Origin of the sequence: Bradyrhizobium sp. WBOS07, assembly GCF_024585165.1 — a bacterium.
GTDB classification, from domain to species: Bacteria; Pseudomonadota; Alphaproteobacteria; order Rhizobiales; family Xanthobacteraceae; genus Bradyrhizobium; species Bradyrhizobium japonicum_B.
In genome coordinates this window covers 1,050,014-1,065,425 of record NZ_CP029008.1, presented here as the reverse complement: position 1 = coordinate 1,065,425, position 15,412 = coordinate 1,050,014, and the positions used below count along the sequence as shown (strand labels likewise).

14 protein-coding genes and 1 pseudogene are annotated in these 15,412 nt (G+C 64.2%); 8 read left to right on the top strand and 7 right to left on the bottom strand.

Features of this window, described 5'->3' with window-relative positions:
• Positions 1 to 33: 33 nt before the first annotated feature.
• Entirely contained in the window at positions 34 to 1,260 is a 1,227-nt protein-coding gene (locus DCM79_RS05030) for an ABC transporter substrate-binding protein (RefSeq protein WP_257178917.1), read from the bottom strand.
• 146 nt (positions 1,261 to 1,406) lie between these two features.
• Positions 1,407 to 1,823, bottom strand: coding sequence for a DUF1304 domain-containing protein (locus DCM79_RS05025; RefSeq protein WP_257178916.1), 417 nt, complete (start codon positions 1,821 to 1,823; stop codon positions 1,407 to 1,409).
• A 40-nt stretch (positions 1,824 to 1,863) separates the two neighbouring features.
• Here DCM79_RS05025 and DCM79_RS05020 point away from each other — a divergent pair, with 40 nt between their 5' ends.
• Positions 1,864 to 2,394, top strand: coding sequence for a methylated-DNA--[protein]-cysteine S-methyltransferase (locus tag DCM79_RS05020; RefSeq protein WP_257180697.1), 531 nt, complete (start codon positions 1,864 to 1,866; stop codon positions 2,392 to 2,394).
• A gap of 125 nt (positions 2,395 to 2,519) precedes the next feature.
• On the opposite strand, the gene DCM79_RS05015 is transcribed toward DCM79_RS05020, so the two are convergent.
• Positions 2,520 to 5,309, bottom strand: a complete 2,790-nt coding sequence (locus tag DCM79_RS05015; protein WP_028133783.1) for a [protein-PII] uridylyltransferase — start codon at positions 5,307 to 5,309, stop codon at positions 2,520 to 2,522.
• 188 nt (positions 5,310 to 5,497) lie between these two features.
• Between DCM79_RS05015 and DCM79_RS05010 the strand changes: the two genes are divergently transcribed.
• The 7 genes and pseudogenes from DCM79_RS05010 to DCM79_RS04980 all read left to right on the top strand — a co-directional run bounded on the left by DCM79_RS05010 (position 5,498) and on the right by DCM79_RS04980 (position 12,645).
• A complete protein-coding gene (locus DCM79_RS05010; RefSeq protein ID WP_257178915.1) occupies positions 5,498 to 6,469 on the top strand; it encodes an aliphatic sulfonate ABC transporter substrate-binding protein in 972 nt (323 codons plus the stop codon).
• Positions 6,470 to 6,706: 237 nt separating this feature from the next.
• The gene (locus DCM79_RS05005) at positions 6,707 to 7,552 is read left to right on the top strand and encodes an ABC transporter permease (protein WP_257180696.1); all 846 of its coding nucleotides are present in this window, start codon (positions 6,707 to 6,709) and stop codon (positions 7,550 to 7,552) included.
• Between the two features lie 4 nt (positions 7,553 to 7,556).
• Complete coding sequence (locus DCM79_RS05000; protein ID WP_257178913.1) at positions 7,557 to 8,342, top strand: ABC transporter ATP-binding protein; 786 nt, start codon at positions 7,557 to 7,559, stop codon at positions 8,340 to 8,342.
• 54 nt (positions 8,343 to 8,396) lie between these two features.
• On the top strand, positions 8,397 to 8,906 hold the full coding sequence (locus DCM79_RS04995; protein WP_257178912.1) for an OsmC family protein: 510 nt from the start codon (positions 8,397 to 8,399) through the stop codon (positions 8,904 to 8,906).
• A 174-nt stretch (positions 8,907 to 9,080) separates the two neighbouring features.
• Positions 9,081 to 9,887 (top strand): hypothetical protein, encoded by an 807-nt coding sequence (locus tag DCM79_RS04990; protein ID WP_257178911.1) that lies wholly within the window; start codon positions 9,081 to 9,083, stop codon positions 9,885 to 9,887.
• Between the two features lie 362 nt (positions 9,888 to 10,249).
• Positions 10,250 to 11,004 (top strand): annotated as a pseudogene (locus tag DCM79_RS04985) (PAS domain S-box protein).
• A gap of 159 nt (positions 11,005 to 11,163) precedes the next feature.
• Complete coding sequence (locus tag DCM79_RS04980) at positions 11,164 to 12,645, top strand: tetratricopeptide repeat protein (protein WP_257178910.1); 1,482 nt, start codon at positions 11,164 to 11,166, stop codon at positions 12,643 to 12,645.
• An 18-nt stretch (positions 12,646 to 12,663) separates the two neighbouring features.
• Here the strand turns inward: DCM79_RS04980 and DCM79_RS04975 are convergent, their stop codons facing one another.
• The 4 genes from DCM79_RS04975 to DCM79_RS04960 form a co-directional block, all read right to left on the bottom strand.
• Positions 12,664 to 13,083, bottom strand: coding sequence for a hypothetical protein (locus DCM79_RS04975; RefSeq protein WP_257178909.1), 420 nt, complete (start codon positions 13,081 to 13,083; stop codon positions 12,664 to 12,666).
• Between the two features lie 270 nt (positions 13,084 to 13,353).
• Complete coding sequence (locus tag DCM79_RS04970) at positions 13,354 to 14,139, bottom strand: capsular polysaccharide synthesis protein (RefSeq protein WP_257178908.1); 786 nt, start codon at positions 14,137 to 14,139, stop codon at positions 13,354 to 13,356.
• 80 nt (positions 14,140 to 14,219) lie between these two features.
• Positions 14,220 to 14,825, bottom strand: coding sequence for a 3-isopropylmalate dehydratase small subunit (leuD, locus tag DCM79_RS04965; RefSeq protein ID WP_027573022.1), 606 nt, complete (start codon positions 14,823 to 14,825; stop codon positions 14,220 to 14,222).
• A gap of 173 nt (positions 14,826 to 14,998) precedes the next feature.
• Positions 14,999 to 15,397: a metallopeptidase family protein gene (locus DCM79_RS04960; RefSeq protein WP_257178906.1), complete on the bottom strand. Its 399-nt coding sequence runs from the start codon at positions 15,395 to 15,397 to the stop codon at positions 14,999 to 15,001.
• Positions 15,398 to 15,412 lie beyond the last annotated feature (15 nt).

Genomic DNA, 15,412 nt, shown 5'->3' with positions numbered 1-15,412 from the left:
CGCCTTCGGCTAACCCACCCTACGAAACCGCTGCTAGCCCGACGGCCCGGTGTCCTCGATGATCGGTCCGAACAGCTCCCAGCGTTCGCCGTTGAACTTCATCATCTGCATCTGCTTGTTGACGCGGAAGTCGTTCGGCCCGGTGTTGATCTTGATTCCGGGCAGCGCCAGGCTCGGCGTGTAGCCCTTGATGTTGGCGACCTGCTTCATGACGTTCTCGCGCGTGAGGTCGTCGCCGCATTGCTTCAAGACCTGCACCAGCAACTCCGCCACCGAATAGGCGTAGGTGTTGACGGTGTTGAGCTTGTCGCCTTCCGGGAAATACTTCTCCATGAAGGCGAAGAAGGCCTTCACGCCCGGATCGTCCTTCCACTGGGGATCGCCGGGATCCTTGCCGTAATTGGTCGAGATGATGCCCTTGGAGATGTCGAGGCCGGCGGGCTTCAGCGTCGCCGAAACCGGGCTCGCATTGATGTCGAGGATGTGCACGGGGGTCCAGCCGAGATCGGCAAGCTTCTTGATCGCCTGCGCCGCGAATTTCGGCGTCGAGGCGTCGAACAACAGATCAATCCCCATCGACTTCAGCTTGACCACCTGGGAGTCGACGGTCGGGTCGGTGACCTCGTAGGAGACCTCGCCGACGACCATGCTGGCGGCCTTGTCGCCGAGGCCGCTCTTGAGGCCCGCGAGATAGTCGCGGCCCATGTCGTCGTTCTGGTAGAGCACGCCGATCTTGGCGTTCGGATGCTCCTTGAGAATGTACTTGGCGTAGATCCGTCCCTCGGACACGTAGTTGGGATTGTAGGCGATGGTCCAGGGATAGTTCTTGGGATCGTTGAAGCGCGCCGCGCCGGTCGAGGCCAGCAGTTGCGGCACCTTCTTGCCGTTGAGGTATTTTTGCACGGCGGCATTGGCGGCGGTGCCGATCAGCTGGAAGGTGAACAGCACCTCGTCGCCCTCGACGAGCTTGCGCACCTGTTCCACCGTCTTCGGCGGCGAATAGGCGTCGTCATACTGGATCAGATTGATCTTGCGGCCGTTGATGCCGCCCTGATCGTTGATCATCTTGAAATAGGCGGCTTGGGTCTTGCCGATATTGGCATAGACGGAGTAGGGGCCGGAGAACGGCACGGTCTGGCCGATCTTGATCTCGGTGTCGCTCGCCCCGGTGTCGTATTTCTTCTGGGCGAGAGCTTGGCTTGCGGAGAAGGCGAACGCGAGCGCTGCCGTGGCAGCTAGGAAGGCCCTGCGATTGTTCATATTTGTTTGTTCCTCCTGACGGAATTTTCGGCCGATGGTCTTTATCCGTTGATTGCAACGGTCGCCATCGCTGCCGAAGATTGTGGAGGAAGGCGCAGCGCCGCGCAAGGATCGCGACGCCGCGCCGTCGCGTCTCAGGCGACAGACTAAGCCAGGAACAACGCAGCCAGCGCGATCACCGCCGGCAGCGCCTGCACCATCAGGATGCGTGAACTGACGGTCGCAGCGCCATAGGCGCCGGCCACGATCACGCAAAGCAGGAAGAACGTCTTGATCTGGAATGCGAAGGCCGGATTGCCGTGGACGAGGCCCCAGACCAGGCCCGCGGCGAGGAAGCCGTTATAGAGGCCCTGATTGGCGGCCAGCACCTTCGTGATCTCGGCCTTCTCCGGCGTGTTGCGAAATACCTTCAGGCCCTGCGGCTTGTCCCAGAGAAACATCTCCAGGATCAGGAAGAAGACGTGCAGCGCGGCGACCAGCGCCACCAGGACATTGGCGATCAGGATCAAGGTGAGCTCCCCCAAAAGCGTCAGCTTTCGGGTGGACGTTAGCACGGCCGGCATGGCAAGTGCGATGGGCGCGTTTCGATGCAATGGTGACGCAATGGCCAGTCGATCAACCAAACCTTCCGTTAGCTTCGGCCTCGATCGCCTGACGACACCGATCGGGATCGCCCTGCTCGTCACCGATGCCGAAGGCGCCCTGCGCGCCCTCGACTGGGAGGACTACGAGCACCGCATGCGCGAGCTTTTGCGCCTGCATTACGGTGTGGTGGATCTGAGCGACCAGCCCGCGCCCGCGGCCATGCGGACCGCGCTGTCGGGCTATTTCGACGGCGATCTCGGCCAGCTCTCGGGCGTCGCATGGCGCATTGCCGGCACCGCGTTCCAGCAGAAGGTCTGGACCGCGCTGGCGCAAATCCCTGCCGGCACCACGATGAGCTATGGTGCGCTCGCCGCAAGGATCGACACGCCAAAAGCCATTCGCGCCGTCGGCCATGCCAACGGCTCCAATCCCATCAGCGTGGTTCTGCCATGCCACCGGCTGATCGGCGCGAATGGCTCGCTGATCAAGTATGGCGGCGGGCTGGAGCGGAAGAGGTGGCTGCTAAGGCACGAGGGGGTGGAGGTTTAGGTCTCTCTCTCCGCGTTATTCCGGGGCGCGCGCAGCGCGAACCCGGAATCCATCGAGCCACACCGACAGTACCGATGAATGGATTCCGGGCTCGCCGCTGCGCGGCGCCCCGGAATGACAAAAGTCTACGCCGCCGGCTGAACCGCCTTGTCGCCGGCCATCACGTGGGTCAGTGCGCTCTTGATCGCGGCCTGGCGGGTCGGCGCGTTGATCTGGGCGCCCAGGAGGTCGGTGACATAGAACACGTCGCGCGCGCGCTCGCCGAAGGTCGCGACGTGGGCTGACGCGATGTTGAGGTTCAGTTTCGAGATTGCCGTGGTCAGCTCGTAGAGCAGGCCGGGGCGATCGAGGCCGGAGACTTCGATCACCGTGTAGCGGTCGGACCATTGGTTGTTGATGGTCACTTCCGGCTCGATCACGAAGGGCCGCGCCTTGCTGCGCACGGTGCGCCGCGCCACCACCTCCGGCAGCCGCAGCTTGCCTTCCAGCACGTCCTCGATCATCTCGCCGATGCGGGTGGCGCGCCGTCCCTCGTCCTCGTCGCGGTCGTATTCCCGGGAGATCGAGATGGTGTCGAGCGCGCGGCCGTCGGTCGTGGTGTAGATCTGGGCGTCGACGATGTTGGCGCCGGCCGAGGCGCAGGCGCCGGCGATGATCGAGAGCAGCCAGGGATGGTCGGCCGCGAAGATCGTCAGCTCGGTGACGCCGCGCACCTCGTCGAAGCCGACATTGATCGCGAGCTTGTGCCCGGCCTGCTCGCTGGAGCGGACGAAGCGGGCGTGACGGATCTTACGCGGCAGCTCGACCTTGAGCCAATACGCCGGATAGTGGCGGCCGATATAGGCATCGAGCTCGTCCGCCGGCCATTCGGCAAAGGCCATGCGGAACTCGGCATAGGCGGCCGCGAGGCGCTTGCCGCGATCGACCTCTGAGAAGCCGCCGGTGAGCACCGGCTCGGTCTCGTAGTACAGCGAGCGCAAGAGCTGCGCCTTCCAGCCGTTCCACACCCCGGGACCGACGCCGCGGATGTCGGCCGTGGTCAGGATGGTCAGGAGCTTCATCTGCTCGACCGACTGCACCACCGCGGCGAAATTCTCGATGGTCTTGCGATCCGACAGGTCGCGCGACTGCGCGACCGTGGACATGGTCAGATGTTCCTCGATCAGCCAGGCGATCAGCTCGGTGTCGGCCGGACTGAAGCCGAGCCGCGGGCAGAGCCGGCGCGCCACCTTGGCGCCGGCGATCGAGTGATCCTCCGGCCGGCCCTTGGCGACGTCGTGCAGCAACGTAGCGATATAGATCACCGCGCGGTGCTCGGGCCTCGTCTTGCGCATGAGATCGCTGGCGAGCGCGAATTCCTCGACGCCGCCGCGCTCGATGTCCTGGAGAAAGCCGATGCAGCGGATCAGGTGCTCGTCGACGGTGTAGTGATGATACATGTTGAACTGCATCATCGAGACGATCTTGCCGAAGGCGCGGATGAAATGGCCGAGCACGCCGGTCTCGTTCATCCGCCGCAGCACGATCTCGGCGTTGTCGGAGGTCAGGATCTCCATGAACAGCCGGTTGGCCTCGGGATTTTCGCGCAAGCCTGCGTTGATCAGGCCCAGCGAACGCGTCACGCCGCGCATCGCATCCGGATGGAAGGCGAGATTGTTCTTCTGCGCGAGGCGGAAGATGCGGATCAGATTGACCGGATCGTGCTTGAAGACGTCGGGCGCGGCGACGTTGATGCGGTTGTTGTCGACGATGAAATCGTCGCTGTCGGGGACGCGCCGCTTCACCGTGCTCGGCCGCAGCCGCGCCATCATCCGGCTCAGCACCGGCGCAGGCTTGGCCTGCTGATCCTCGAGCTTGGCGCAGAGGATGGCGGTGAGGTTGCCGACTTCCTTGGCGACCAGGAAGTAGTGCTTCATGAAGCGCTCGACGTCCTGCATGCCGGGATGCGAGGTGTAGCCGAGCCGCACCGCGATCTCGCGCTGGAGGTCGAAGGAGAGGCGCTCTTCGGCGCGGTTGCAGTAGAAATGCAGATTGCAGCGCACCGACCAGAGGAAATCGGCGCAGCGGCGGAAGCTGCGATATTCCTGCGCGTCGAACACGCCGCGCTCGACCAGCTCGCTGGTGTCGCGCACGCGGTAAACGTATTTGGCGATCCAGAACAGCGTATGCAGGTCGCGCAGGGCGCCCTTGCCGTCCTTGACGTTGGGCTCGACCAAGTAGCGCGACTGGCCGCCGCGGCGATGCCGCTCCTCGCGCTCGGCGAGCTTTGCGGTGACGAACTCCGAGGCGGTGCCCTGCACCACCTCCTTGTCGAAGCGCGCGACCAGCTCGTCATAAAGCGGCCTGTCGCCGGTGAGGAAGCGCGTCTCCAGGATCGCGGTGCGGATGGTCATGTCGCCGCGCGCCTGCCGGATCGATTCGTCGACCGAGCGCGTGGCGTGGCCGACCTTCAGCCCCATGTCCCAGAGACAATAGAGGATGGCCTCCGCCACCTGCTCGCCCCAGGCGGTCTGCTTGTAGGGCAGGATGAACAGCAGATCGATGTCGGATTCGGGCGCCATCAGGCCGCGGCCGTAGCCGCCGGTCGCAACCACCGCCATGCGCTCGGCGCCGCTCGGGATCGGCGAGCGGTAGAGATGACGGGTCGCCGCAGAATACAGGATGCGGATGATCTCGTCCTGGACGTGACACAGCCGCTCGGCGCAGCGGCGGCCGTGACGGTCCTTCAAAAGGATTTCCTGTGCCGCGGCGCGCGCCGCGATCAGCTCGGCCTTGAGCAATTGCGCCATGGCGGTGCGGAACGCGTCTTCGCGCCCCTGATGCTTCTCGGCAAGCGCATCGACCGCGGCGGTGATCCGCGCGGTGTCGAATCGATCGTCCACCCCGGCCTTCTGCTCAGTCGCGATGCTGTCCATATCTCACCGGATATAAGAGGTGACGGGCGCTGTCACCCGCCATTCTCTGGCAATAGTCGTTCCATGCTGGAAAGCCGCGGCTTCGGGCAAGTCTGTTCTCGGCCGGCGGGCTTTCAGGGGACGGATTTTCTCGTTGATTTCCAGATATAACTCCTTGAAAAACAACCAAGTTTTGGAGGAGGCTGGGCATGACCTGGATGACGCGACGCATTCTGCTGGCGGGAGCGTTTGCGCTCGCCGTGACACCTGCGGCCAAGGCGGCGGATCCGCTCAAGGAAATCCGCATCGACTGGGCGACCTACAATCCGGTGTCGATGGTCTTGAAGCAGAAGGGACTGCTCGAGAAGGAGTTCGCCAAGGACGGGATCACCGTCACCTGGGTGCAGTCGGCCGGCTCCAACAAGGCGCTCGAATTCCTCAATGCCGGCTCGATCGATTTCGGCTCGACCGCGGGCTCGGCGGCGCTGGTGGCCAAGATCAACGGCAACCCGATCAAGTCGATCTATGTCTATTCGCGCCCCGAATGGACTGCGCTGGTGACGTCGAAGGATTCCAAGATCGCTGGCGTCGCCGACCTCAAGGGCAAGCGCGTCGCGGTGACGCGCGGCACCGATCCGCACATCTTCCTGGTGCGTGCGCTGCTTGGTGCCGGTCTCACCGAGAAGGACATCACGCCGGTGTTGCTCCAGCACGCCGATGGCAAGACCGCGCTGATCCGCGGTGACGTCGACGCCTGGGCCGGCCTCGATCCGATGATGGCGCAGGCCGAGGTCGGGGAAGGCGCAAAGCTGTTCTACCGCAAGGCCGACGCCAACACCTGGGGCATCCTCAATGTGCGTGAGCAATTCTTGAAGGACCATCCGGACGCCGTCCGCCGCGTGCTCGCCGTGTACGAGGAAGCGCGAAAGTATTCGCTGGCGAATTACGACGAACTGAAGAAGACCTTGATCGCCGTGACCAGGCTTCCCGAGGCCGTCGTCGACAAGCAGCTGAAGGAACGCACCGAGCTCACCCACAGCCGTATCGGCACGCCGCAGCGCGAGTCGATCCTTGCCGCCGGCCTCGCGCTGCAGCAGGCCGGCGTCGTCGACGCCAAGGTCGACGTGAAGGCGACGCTGGATGCCTTGATCGACGACCAGGTCCCGCTGCCGACGAATTAGTTCGCAGGAAAGAGGTAAGCCGCGCGCAACAAACTCCGCTGTCGTCCCGGGGCGCGAAGCGAACCCGGGACCCATAACCACAGGGCGTGGTTGTTGCGCGAAGATAGTCATTCCGAGTCCCCATAATCACATCTCCCTGTGGTTATGGGCCCCGGAGCGGCGCTTCGCTTGTCCGGGCGACAACCGAGATTGCCGCACGCCCTTGCATTCCCCGACCAGACGCGCTTGCTAATGACCATGATCTCCGATGCGCCAGCTTTGCAACAAACCTCGGAACCGGCCGAGAGTGCTGCCGCGCCTTCGCGGCTGTCACGCTATGCGCGGCCGCTGCTTGGGATATTGCTGCCGCTGACGCTCGCACTCGGCTGGGAGCTCGTGGTCTGGCTCGGCTGGTCCAACGGGCGGCTGGTGCCGCCGCCCTCGCGCGTCTTTGCCACCATCGCTGAGCTTGCCCGCTCCGGCGAGCTGGTCCGCCACATCGCAGCGACGCTGTGGCGGGTCTCGCTCGGCTTCGCGTTCGGCGTGGTCGCAGGCACGCTGCTCGGCGCCATCTCCGGCTATTGGTCGCTGGCGCGGCGGCTGCTCGATCCGACCGTGCAGGCGCTACGCGCCATCCCGTCGCTGGCCTGGGTGCCACTGTTCATCCTCTGGCTCGGCATCTTCGAGACCTCGAAGGTCGCGCTGATTGCGGTCGGCGTGTTCTTCCCGGTCTATCTCGGCGTGATGGGAGCCATCCTCTCGGTCGATCGCAAGATCGTCGAGGTCGGACGCACCTTCCGCCTTTCCGGCTTCGCGATGATCCGCCGCATCCTGTTGCCCGCCGTGCTGCCGGCCTATGTCGTATCCTTGCGCGTCGGGCTTGGTCTCGGCTGGATGTTCGTGGTTGCGGCCGAGCTGATCGGCGCCTCCGAGGGCCTCGGCTATCTCCTGCTCGACGGCCAGCAGCTCGGCAAGCCCGCGCAGATCCTCGCCGCCATCGTGATCTTCGCCATCCTCGGCAAGCTCACCGACTGGCTGATCGAGATCGCGGCGGCGCCCTTCCTGCGCTGGCAGGACGCGTTCGGCCGCACCAAGGGAGCGTAACGCGATGCTGGCGCTCGATCGGGTCAGCAAGACCTATCCCAACGGCGTCGAGGCGCTGGCGCGCTTCTCCGCCGAGATCAGGCAAGGCGAGATCATCGCCATCATTGGCGGCTCCGGCTGCGGCAAGTCGACATTGTTGCGCGCCATCGCCGGCCTCGATCGCGCCTCCTCGGGCACGGTGACACTCGACGACGAGGCGATCAATTCGCCCCATGCCAAGATCGGCATCATCTTCCAGGAGCCGCGGCTTTTGCCCTGGCTCAGCGTCGCCGACAATATCGGTTTTGGACTTGCCGATCTGCCGGCGGCGACGCGGCGCGAGAAGGTGATGCGCGCGCTCGAACGCGTAGGACTGGCCGACAAGGCGCAGGCCTGGCCCCGCGAGCTCTCGGGCGGGCAGGCGCAGCGCGTCGCGATCGCACGCGCGCTGGTTCCGCAGCCTGAGGTGCTCTTGCTCGACGAGCCGTTCTCCGCGCTCGATGCCTTTACCCGCAGGGATCTCCAGGATCATCTGCTCGATCTCTGGGCCGACACGCGGCCGACGCTCATTCTCGTCACACACGACGTCGACGAAGCCGTGGTGCTGGCCGACCGTGTCCTGGTGATGCGGCCACGTCCCGGGCGGCTGTTTGACCAGATCGAGGTCAATCTGGGCCGGCCGCGCGACCGCAATTCGCCGCTGTTCGAGAATTTCAAGCGGAGCGTGCTGACGTCACTCGACCGCTCGCTCGACCGCAGCGTGCCCGACCGTGACGCAACCCAGGGTCCCGGTCAGGCCATGTGGTGGTGACAATTTCGCTTCGAGCCGGTACATCGAAGGGTAATTTTTCCGGGAGAGAACAAGATGGACGCCGTCCAACTGCGCCAGATGCAGGCTCCGATCAAGGAGCGCTACAAGAGCGATCCCAAGACCGCGCTGATCACACTGAAAGCCAAGGGCTCCACCGACAGCGAAGGCATCGCGTGCAAGGTCGAGACCGGCCGCGCCATCGCGATGGCAGGCCTGCATCCGGCCACCGGCGGCTCCGGTCTCGAACTCTGCTCCGGCGACATGCTGCTCGAAGCCCTGGTCGCCTGTGCCGGCGTCACGCTGAAATCGGTTGCGACCGCGATCGAGGTGCCCATGAAGACCGGCAACGTCTATGCCGAGGGCGATCTCGATTTCCGCGGCACGCTCGGCATCGACAAGGAGACCCCGGTCGGCTTCGCCGAGATCCGTCTGCGCTTCGAGGTCGACACCGACGCGCCGCAGGACAAGCTCGATCTCCTGCTCAAGCTGACCGAGCGCTATTGCGTGGTCTACCAGACCATCAAGAACGGCCCAAAGGTCTCGGTGTCGATGCAGCGGATGTGAGTCTCTTACCCTCCCCTGGAGGGGGAGGGTCGATCGCGCGTAGCGCGAGCGGGGTGGGGTGATCTCTCCAAGCCGCAGACTGCTCGTGTCGAGAGATCACCCCACCCCGCTGCGCATTTCGCTTCGCTTCATGCACAGCGCCCCTCCCCCTCCAGGGGAGGGTAAGAAGCCAAGATGTCCCCCGACCTCCATTTCATCCTCTTCCTGCTCCTGCGCATGGCGATCGCGGCGACGTTCGTCGTGACGGCGTCGATCATCACCGAACGCGCAGGACCGGTGATCGGCGCGCTGGTCGCGACCCTGCCGATCTCAGCCGGTCCGTCCTACGTCTTCCTCGCGCTCGACCACGACGCCGCCTTCATCGCGCAAGGTGCGCTGGCGAGTCTTCCGATCAATGCGGCGACCATCTTCATGTGCCTCACCTATGTCGTGCTGGCCCAGCGGTACGATCTCGTGGTGAGTTGTGGCAGCGCGGTCGCGGTCTGGATCGTGCTTGCGTCGATCGTCCGTCAGTTCGAATGGTCGCTCACCGCCGGGCTGGCCGCGAACCTGATCGCCTTCGGTATCTGCATTCCGCTGCTGGCCGGCTACCGCCACGTGAAGATGCCGCTGGTGACGCGCCGCTGGTATGACGTTCCGATGCGGGCTGCGCTGGTAGCGACGCTCGTCGCCATCGTGGTCTCGACCTCGGGCTGGGTCGGGCCTCGCATCAGCGGTATCATCGCGCTGTATCCCGTCGTGTTCTCCAGCATCATGGTGATCCTGCATCCGCGCATCGGCGGCCCGCCGACGGCCGCCGTGCTCGCCAACTCCGCCTGGGGCCTGCTCGGATTCGGCACGGCAATCGCCGTCCTGCACGTGGCAGTGGTGTCGTTCGGATCAAGCGTCGGTCTGTGCCTCGCGCTCGGCACCTGCGTTGCTTGGAATCTGACGCTGTGGGGGATCGGTCGGCGAGCGAAGCACAAGACGTCGCAGCCGTAAGACTACGGATCAGCGCGCGACGCCGGTGGCGAAAACTCCGTGTCCGGCATGCAGCGCGGCAACTTCGTAAGCCGTTGAATGAGATGCGTCATTTCAAACTGCGCCGTCCGTCGCGGTGATCGCGACGTAGGCAGAGATCGTTACGGCACCGCCGATTTCCGATACTTCTATTAGAACTTTGTTCGAGCTTTTGCCTTACGAATGATCGCGTATCCGCTTCCGCCGTCATCGGCGTGAACTCGTCCGAGCTGCATCCGAGTGCAGGGGACTCGCGGGAATTGTAGATTTGAGTACGGCTGTTTCGCCGCCGCGGTCACTTCCCTTACGAGCTGTACACGTAATTTCGAGATGGAGATTCCCTGATGTTCGGTCGCAAGTCCCAGGTTGATGCCCAAGCACGGCTCGATGCAATCGGCCGCTCGCAGGCCATGATCGAGTTCAACCTTGATGGCACGATCGTCACGGCCAACAAGAACTTCCTCGACGCCCTCGGCTATCGGCTCGACGAGATCCAGGGCAAGCATCATTCCATGTTCGTGCCGGCCGACCAGCGCGACAGCGCCGAGTACAAGGCGTTCTGGGCGGCATTGAACCGTGGCGAGTATCAGGCGCGGGAATTCAAGCGGATCGCGAAGGATGGCCACGAGGTCTGGATCGAGGCATCCTACAATCCGGTGCTCGACGGCAACGGCAAGACGGTGATGGTCGCCAAGATTGCGACCGACATCACCGCGAAGAAGATCCGCAGCATGACGGATGCTTCGAAGATCGCCGCCATCGGCCGCGCCCAGGCCGTGATCGAGTTCAGGCTCGACGGCACTGTCGTCAGTGCCAACGAGAATTCGGCTTCGCGGTGGTCGCCTCGGAGGTCAAGAGCCTCGCCAACCAGGCCAAGCAGGCCACCGACAAGATCGGCGCGGAGATCGGCAGCCTCAACGGCATCTCCGGCGACGTCGTCAGCGCGCTCGGCGCGATCAAGCAGGCCATCAACAACGTCAGCGAATATGTGACGTCGACGGCCGCGGCGATCGAGGAGCAGAGCACCGTGACGAACGAGATGTCGACCAGCATGCAGCGCGCTGCGGCGGAAGCCGCCGCGATGGCGGCGCGGGCTTGATCAAGCCGCCACGGATATCCAGGATGCAAGTTGCGGCCGCCGATGCCTGGTGCGGCCGCATTCCTGTGATTTAGATCACACAATCCGGGAGGTTGCTTCGGTAAATTTGCGTCGCTTAATTAACGCTCCCAGTCCTCGATATCGCGCGTGGGCTTTCATATGCTTCGCAAATTATTCTATTGCTTTGCACTTCTTGTCTTCGCTGGCCCGGCAAGCGCCAACGACCGCGTCAAAGCCGAGACGAACGCTGCGATTGCCACAGCTTCCGAGGCGATACGGCGAGATCCCAGGGACGCGAACGCTTACTACAATCGAGCAAACGCTTATGCCGCGACCGGCGATGCCGACCGCGCCATAGCCGACTACACCGCGACCATCCGGCTCGATCCCGCGCACGCCAATGCCTATTACAATCGCGGCAATTCCTACAGCAGCAAGGGCGATACGGAGCGTGCGATCGCGGACTATTCGGCGACCATCCGGCTCGATCCGGGCTACGCGAACGCCTATTACAACCGGGGCAATGCCTACAGCAACAAGGGCAACACCGATCGCGCCATCGCTGATTATACCGAAGCTGTGCGCCTGCAGCCGACCAATGCGAACGCGTATTTCAACCGCGGCAACGCCTATGGCCGCAAGGGCGAGACCGATCGTTCCATCGCCGACTACACCGAAGCGATCCGCGCGGATTCCACCTATGCGAACGCCTATCTCAACCGCGGACTGGCCTACGAGAAGCGCGGCGATTTCGCCAATGCGAGGGCCGACTTCAACGCCACGCTTGGCCTCAGAAATACCGCCACGAGATGGGCCCTGGACAAGGCACGGGAGCGGCTTGCCGTCCTGCCTTCGCCGCGACCGGCAACGATCCTGGTGGAGAAGACCGGCGTCGCTCCGCTTGTCGCGGTACCCGGGGCTGCGAACACGGATCGCCGCATCGCTCTCGTCATCGGCAACGCGGCCTATGAAAACGTCGCCGCCCTGCCAAACCCCGTGCGCGATGCAAGCCTCGTCGCCGACGTGCTGAAGCTCACCGGATTCGAAGCCGTTACGCTGCTGACCGATCTGCGCAAGGATGCCCTGGTGAATGCCTTGCGCGAGTTCGCGGCACGTGCGGAGACGGCGGACTGGGCCGTCGTGTATTATGCCGGACACGGCATGGAGGTCGGCGGAATCAATTATCTCATCCCGACGGATGCGAAGATCGCGGCGGATCGCGAAATCGCGTTTGAAGCCGTGCCGGTCGATCAGGTTCTCAATGCTGCGGAGCGCGCCAGGAAGCTGCGCCTCGTCATCCTCGATGCCTGCCGGGATAATCCGTTCGCAGCCCAGATGAAGCGCACGATGACGGTCGCGTCGCGCTCGGTGTCGCGGGGGCTGGCCCCCGTCGAGCCGGAGGCGGGCACGCTGGTGGTCTATGCCGCCAAGGATGGCGAGACCGCGCTCGACGGCGACGGGAGCAACAGTCCGTTCGCAGCCGCCTTCGTCAAGAACGTTCCGACGCCGGGCCTCGAAGTCCGCAGGCTGTTCGACTTCGTTCGCGACGACGTCATGGAAGCAACCGGCCGCAGGCAAAAGCCGTTCAGCTACGGCTCGATCTCCGGCCGGCAGGACTTCTATTTCGTCGCCGGCAAATAAACTCCTACGCGACGCGCCTCAGCGCGGCGCGACGTCGGTGCGCTCGAGCGACTCCAGGGTCGAGGCATTGGCGCAATATTCGTGGTAATGCTCCGCGGCGGTGCCCTCGGCGAGATCGCGGTCGCATTGTCCCTTGTGGTTGCACAGCGAGCACACTCGCTCCAGATCGCGGAGCAGCAGCGGTTGCGCGCGGCCGAGGCCTTCGGCGCTGATGCCGAGCTGCTCCAGCATCTTGGGCAGCTCGTCGGCAGAATGCTTGCCGTGGCGGACCAGCTCCTCCAGATCGTCGGGCGCGATCCGCAGGTCGTTCGCGATCCGGTCGAAATCGGCGCGATCGAGCTGACGCATCTCGCTGATCTCGCGGCGGTGCTTCAACCAGTCGGCAAAGGACTCGATGAGATCCTGGACGATGGGATAAGGCCTGCTTGCGGTGCTCATGGAAAGCTCCTTCGGACGGCGGAATTGGAGCGAATTAAGCACAATGTTGCAGGGGCGCGTTGCGCTGGATCAAACTGGGGGTGGTGAAAAGCGGTCTCCGCTGCACCTCTCCCGCTTGCGGGAGAGGTCGACGCGTCGCGGGCGATGCGAAGCATCGTCCGGCGCGTCGGGTGAGGGTTTTCTCCTCTTGGGGATTGTCCCATTGCGGAAACACCCTCTCCCCGACCCTCTCCCGCAAGCGGGAGAGGGAGCGCACCTCCAGCGCGGCAGCTACGCAAACCGCTCCGTCGCCCAGGCATACAGGCTGCCCGGAATCGGCTTTTCGCCGCCACGGCCCTTGGGCGAGATGTGCAGGCCGATGATGTCAGGGTTGGTGACGAGGCCGAGATAGCTGGAGGGATCGAAGAACAGTTTCGGCTCGGCATGCACGGCGTAGAACGATTGCTTCGGCAGCGCGCATGCCAGCTCGCCGGTGCGGCGCGCCAGCGCGGTCAGTGCCGCGGGCCCGTAGATGGCGACGCGGATGTCCGCGAGGCGATTGGAGCCGCCGCGCAGGCGGCGCATCAGGAAGGTGATGCGATGGCGCAGCGACAGCCAGTCCGGCGTCAGCTCCTCCTGCTCCATCAGCTCCTCGAAGGCGGCGACGATGCCGTGTCCGGGCGGCAGATAGATCACGGAATTGCCGAGCTGGCGCGGCCGCTCCCAGGCGAAGTAGGGTTTTGCCGGATCAATCTCGACCGGCTTGAGCAGCAGCACGTCGGCATCGAGCCAGAGGCCGAGGCCCTTCGCCATCAGCTTCATGCGGAAGAAGTCGCTGAACTGCAGAATGGTCCAGTCGCGCCAGCTGCCGTCTGGCTGCGGCGGCCGCAAACGTTCGGAGAATGCGTGCGGCAGGATCGCCTCGGCCTCCGCATTGGCGACGCCCGCCGGCAGGCCGGGAATGGGATCAAAGCTGTAGACCGTGACCTTGTGGCCGGCAGCGAGCTGCGAGCGCAGGCAGGTCTGGCGCAGCGCGTCCATCGGGCCGTGCCAGAAGGTGACGATCTCGGGGAGCATGCGCAAAGCCATACAGGATGACGAGGGCAAAGAAAAAGCCCCGGCGCTTGCGGCACCGGGGCTCGAACCAAAATCGGTAATCAGGCCCAGGCGCGTTCGCGCTTGAGCTTGTCCTCGTAAGAGTCGATCGAGGCCTTCTTCTCCATGGTGAGGCCGATGTCGTCGAGGCCGTTGATCAGGCAGTGCTTGCGGAACGGATCGATCTCGAACTTGACCTTGCCGCCGTCGGGGCCGCGGATCTCCTGGTTCGGCAGGTCGATCGTCAGCGTCGCGTTGGCGCCGCGCTCGGCGTCGTCGAACAGCTTGTCGAGGTCTTCCTGGGAGACGCGGATCGGCAGGATGCCGTTCTTGAAGCAGTTGTTGTAGAAGATGTCGCCGAACGAGGTCGAGATCACGCAGCGGATGCCGAAGTCGAGCAGCGCCCAGGGCGCGTGCTCGCGGCTCGAGCCGCAGCCGAAATTGTCGCCGGCGACCAGCACCTTCGCGTTGCGATAGGCGGGCTGGTTGAGCACGAAATCCGGGTTCTCGCTGCCGTCGTCCTTGTAGCGCTGCTCGGAGAAGAGCCCCTTGCCAAGGCCGGTCCGCTTGATGGTCTTCAGGTACTGCTTCGGAATGATCATGTCGGTGTCGACATTGATGATCTTCAGCGGCGCCGCGACGCCTTCCAGCGTGGTGAACTTGTCCATGGTTGCGCTTTCCCGCAGGTGGTCAGGGAGCCGTTATTTATCGTGTCCGGAGCCTGAATCCTAGGCCGAATTGGGCAGGGCTCGTCTGTTTGGCGGGATCGAGCCACGGAGGAGGTGCACTCCCTCTGCCGCAAGCGGAGGAGGGAGCGCACCTTCAGTGCGGCAACCACCCGTCACTCCGCCCGCGCCTCGATCGCTTCCATATCGCCGTCCGAAAGGCCGAAATGGTGGCCGATCTCGTGGATCAGGACGTGGCGGACGATGTGGCCGAGGCTTTCGTCGTGCTCGGCCCAATAATCCAGGATCGGCCGGCGGTAGAGCCAGACCATGTTGGGCAGCCGCGCCACGTCGCCGAGGCTCTGCTGCGGCAGGCCGACGCCCTGGAACAGGCCGAGCAGGTCGAACTCGCTCTCGCAGTCCATCTCGTCCAGCACCTCCTCGGTCGGGAAGTCGTCGACACGGATGATGACGCCTTTGCACAGGGCGCGAAACTCCGCCGGCAGGCCCTCGAAGATTTCGTGCGCCGTCGCTTCCATCTCGGCCAGCGAGGGCGCTTTCAATTCCGTCCACATGGGCTTGTCTTAGCG

Bases quoted from the DNA above. Each gene is read 5' to 3' on its own strand.
- DCM79_RS05005 (WP_257180696.1), top strand. From the start codon at position 6,707: ATGATCTCCGATGCGCCAGCTTTGCAACAAACCTCGGAACCGGCCGAG.
- DCM79_RS04995 (WP_257178912.1), top strand. From the start codon at position 8,397: ATGGACGCCGTCCAACTGCGCCAGATGCAGGCTCCGATCAAGGAGCGC.
- DCM79_RS04975 (WP_257178909.1), bottom strand. From the start codon at position 13,083: ATGAGCACCGCAAGCAGGCCTTATCCCATCGTCCAGGATCTCATCGAG.
- DCM79_RS05010 (WP_257178915.1), top strand. From the start codon at position 5,498: ATGACCTGGATGACGCGACGCATTCTGCTGGCGGGAGCGTTTGCGCTC.
- DCM79_RS04990 (WP_257178911.1), top strand. From the start codon at position 9,081: ATGTCCCCCGACCTCCATTTCATCCTCTTCCTGCTCCTGCGCATGGCG.
- DCM79_RS05000 (WP_257178913.1), top strand. From the start codon at position 7,557: ATGCTGGCGCTCGATCGGGTCAGCAAGACCTATCCCAACGGCGTCGAG.
- DCM79_RS04960 (WP_257178906.1), bottom strand. From the start codon at position 15,397: ATGTGGACGGAATTGAAAGCGCCCTCGCTGGCCGAGATGGAAGCGACG.
- DCM79_RS05015 (WP_028133783.1), bottom strand. From the start codon at position 5,309: ATGGACAGCATCGCGACTGAGCAGAAGGCCGGGGTGGACGATCGATTC.
- DCM79_RS05020 (WP_257180697.1), top strand. From the start codon at position 1,864: ATGGCCAGTCGATCAACCAAACCTTCCGTTAGCTTCGGCCTCGATCGC.
- DCM79_RS05030 (WP_257178917.1), bottom strand. From the start codon at position 1,260: ATGAACAATCGCAGGGCCTTCCTAGCTGCCACGGCAGCGCTCGCGTTC.
- DCM79_RS04970 (WP_257178908.1), bottom strand. From the start codon at position 14,139: ATGCTCCCCGAGATCGTCACCTTCTGGCACGGCCCGATGGACGCGCTG.
- leuD (WP_027573022.1), bottom strand. From the start codon at position 14,825: ATGGACAAGTTCACCACGCTGGAAGGCGTCGCGGCGCCGCTGAAGATC.
- DCM79_RS05025 (WP_257178916.1), bottom strand. From the start codon at position 1,823: ATGCCGGCCGTGCTAACGTCCACCCGAAAGCTGACGCTTTTGGGGGAG.
- DCM79_RS04980 (WP_257178910.1), top strand. From the start codon at position 11,164: ATGCTTCGCAAATTATTCTATTGCTTTGCACTTCTTGTCTTCGCTGGC.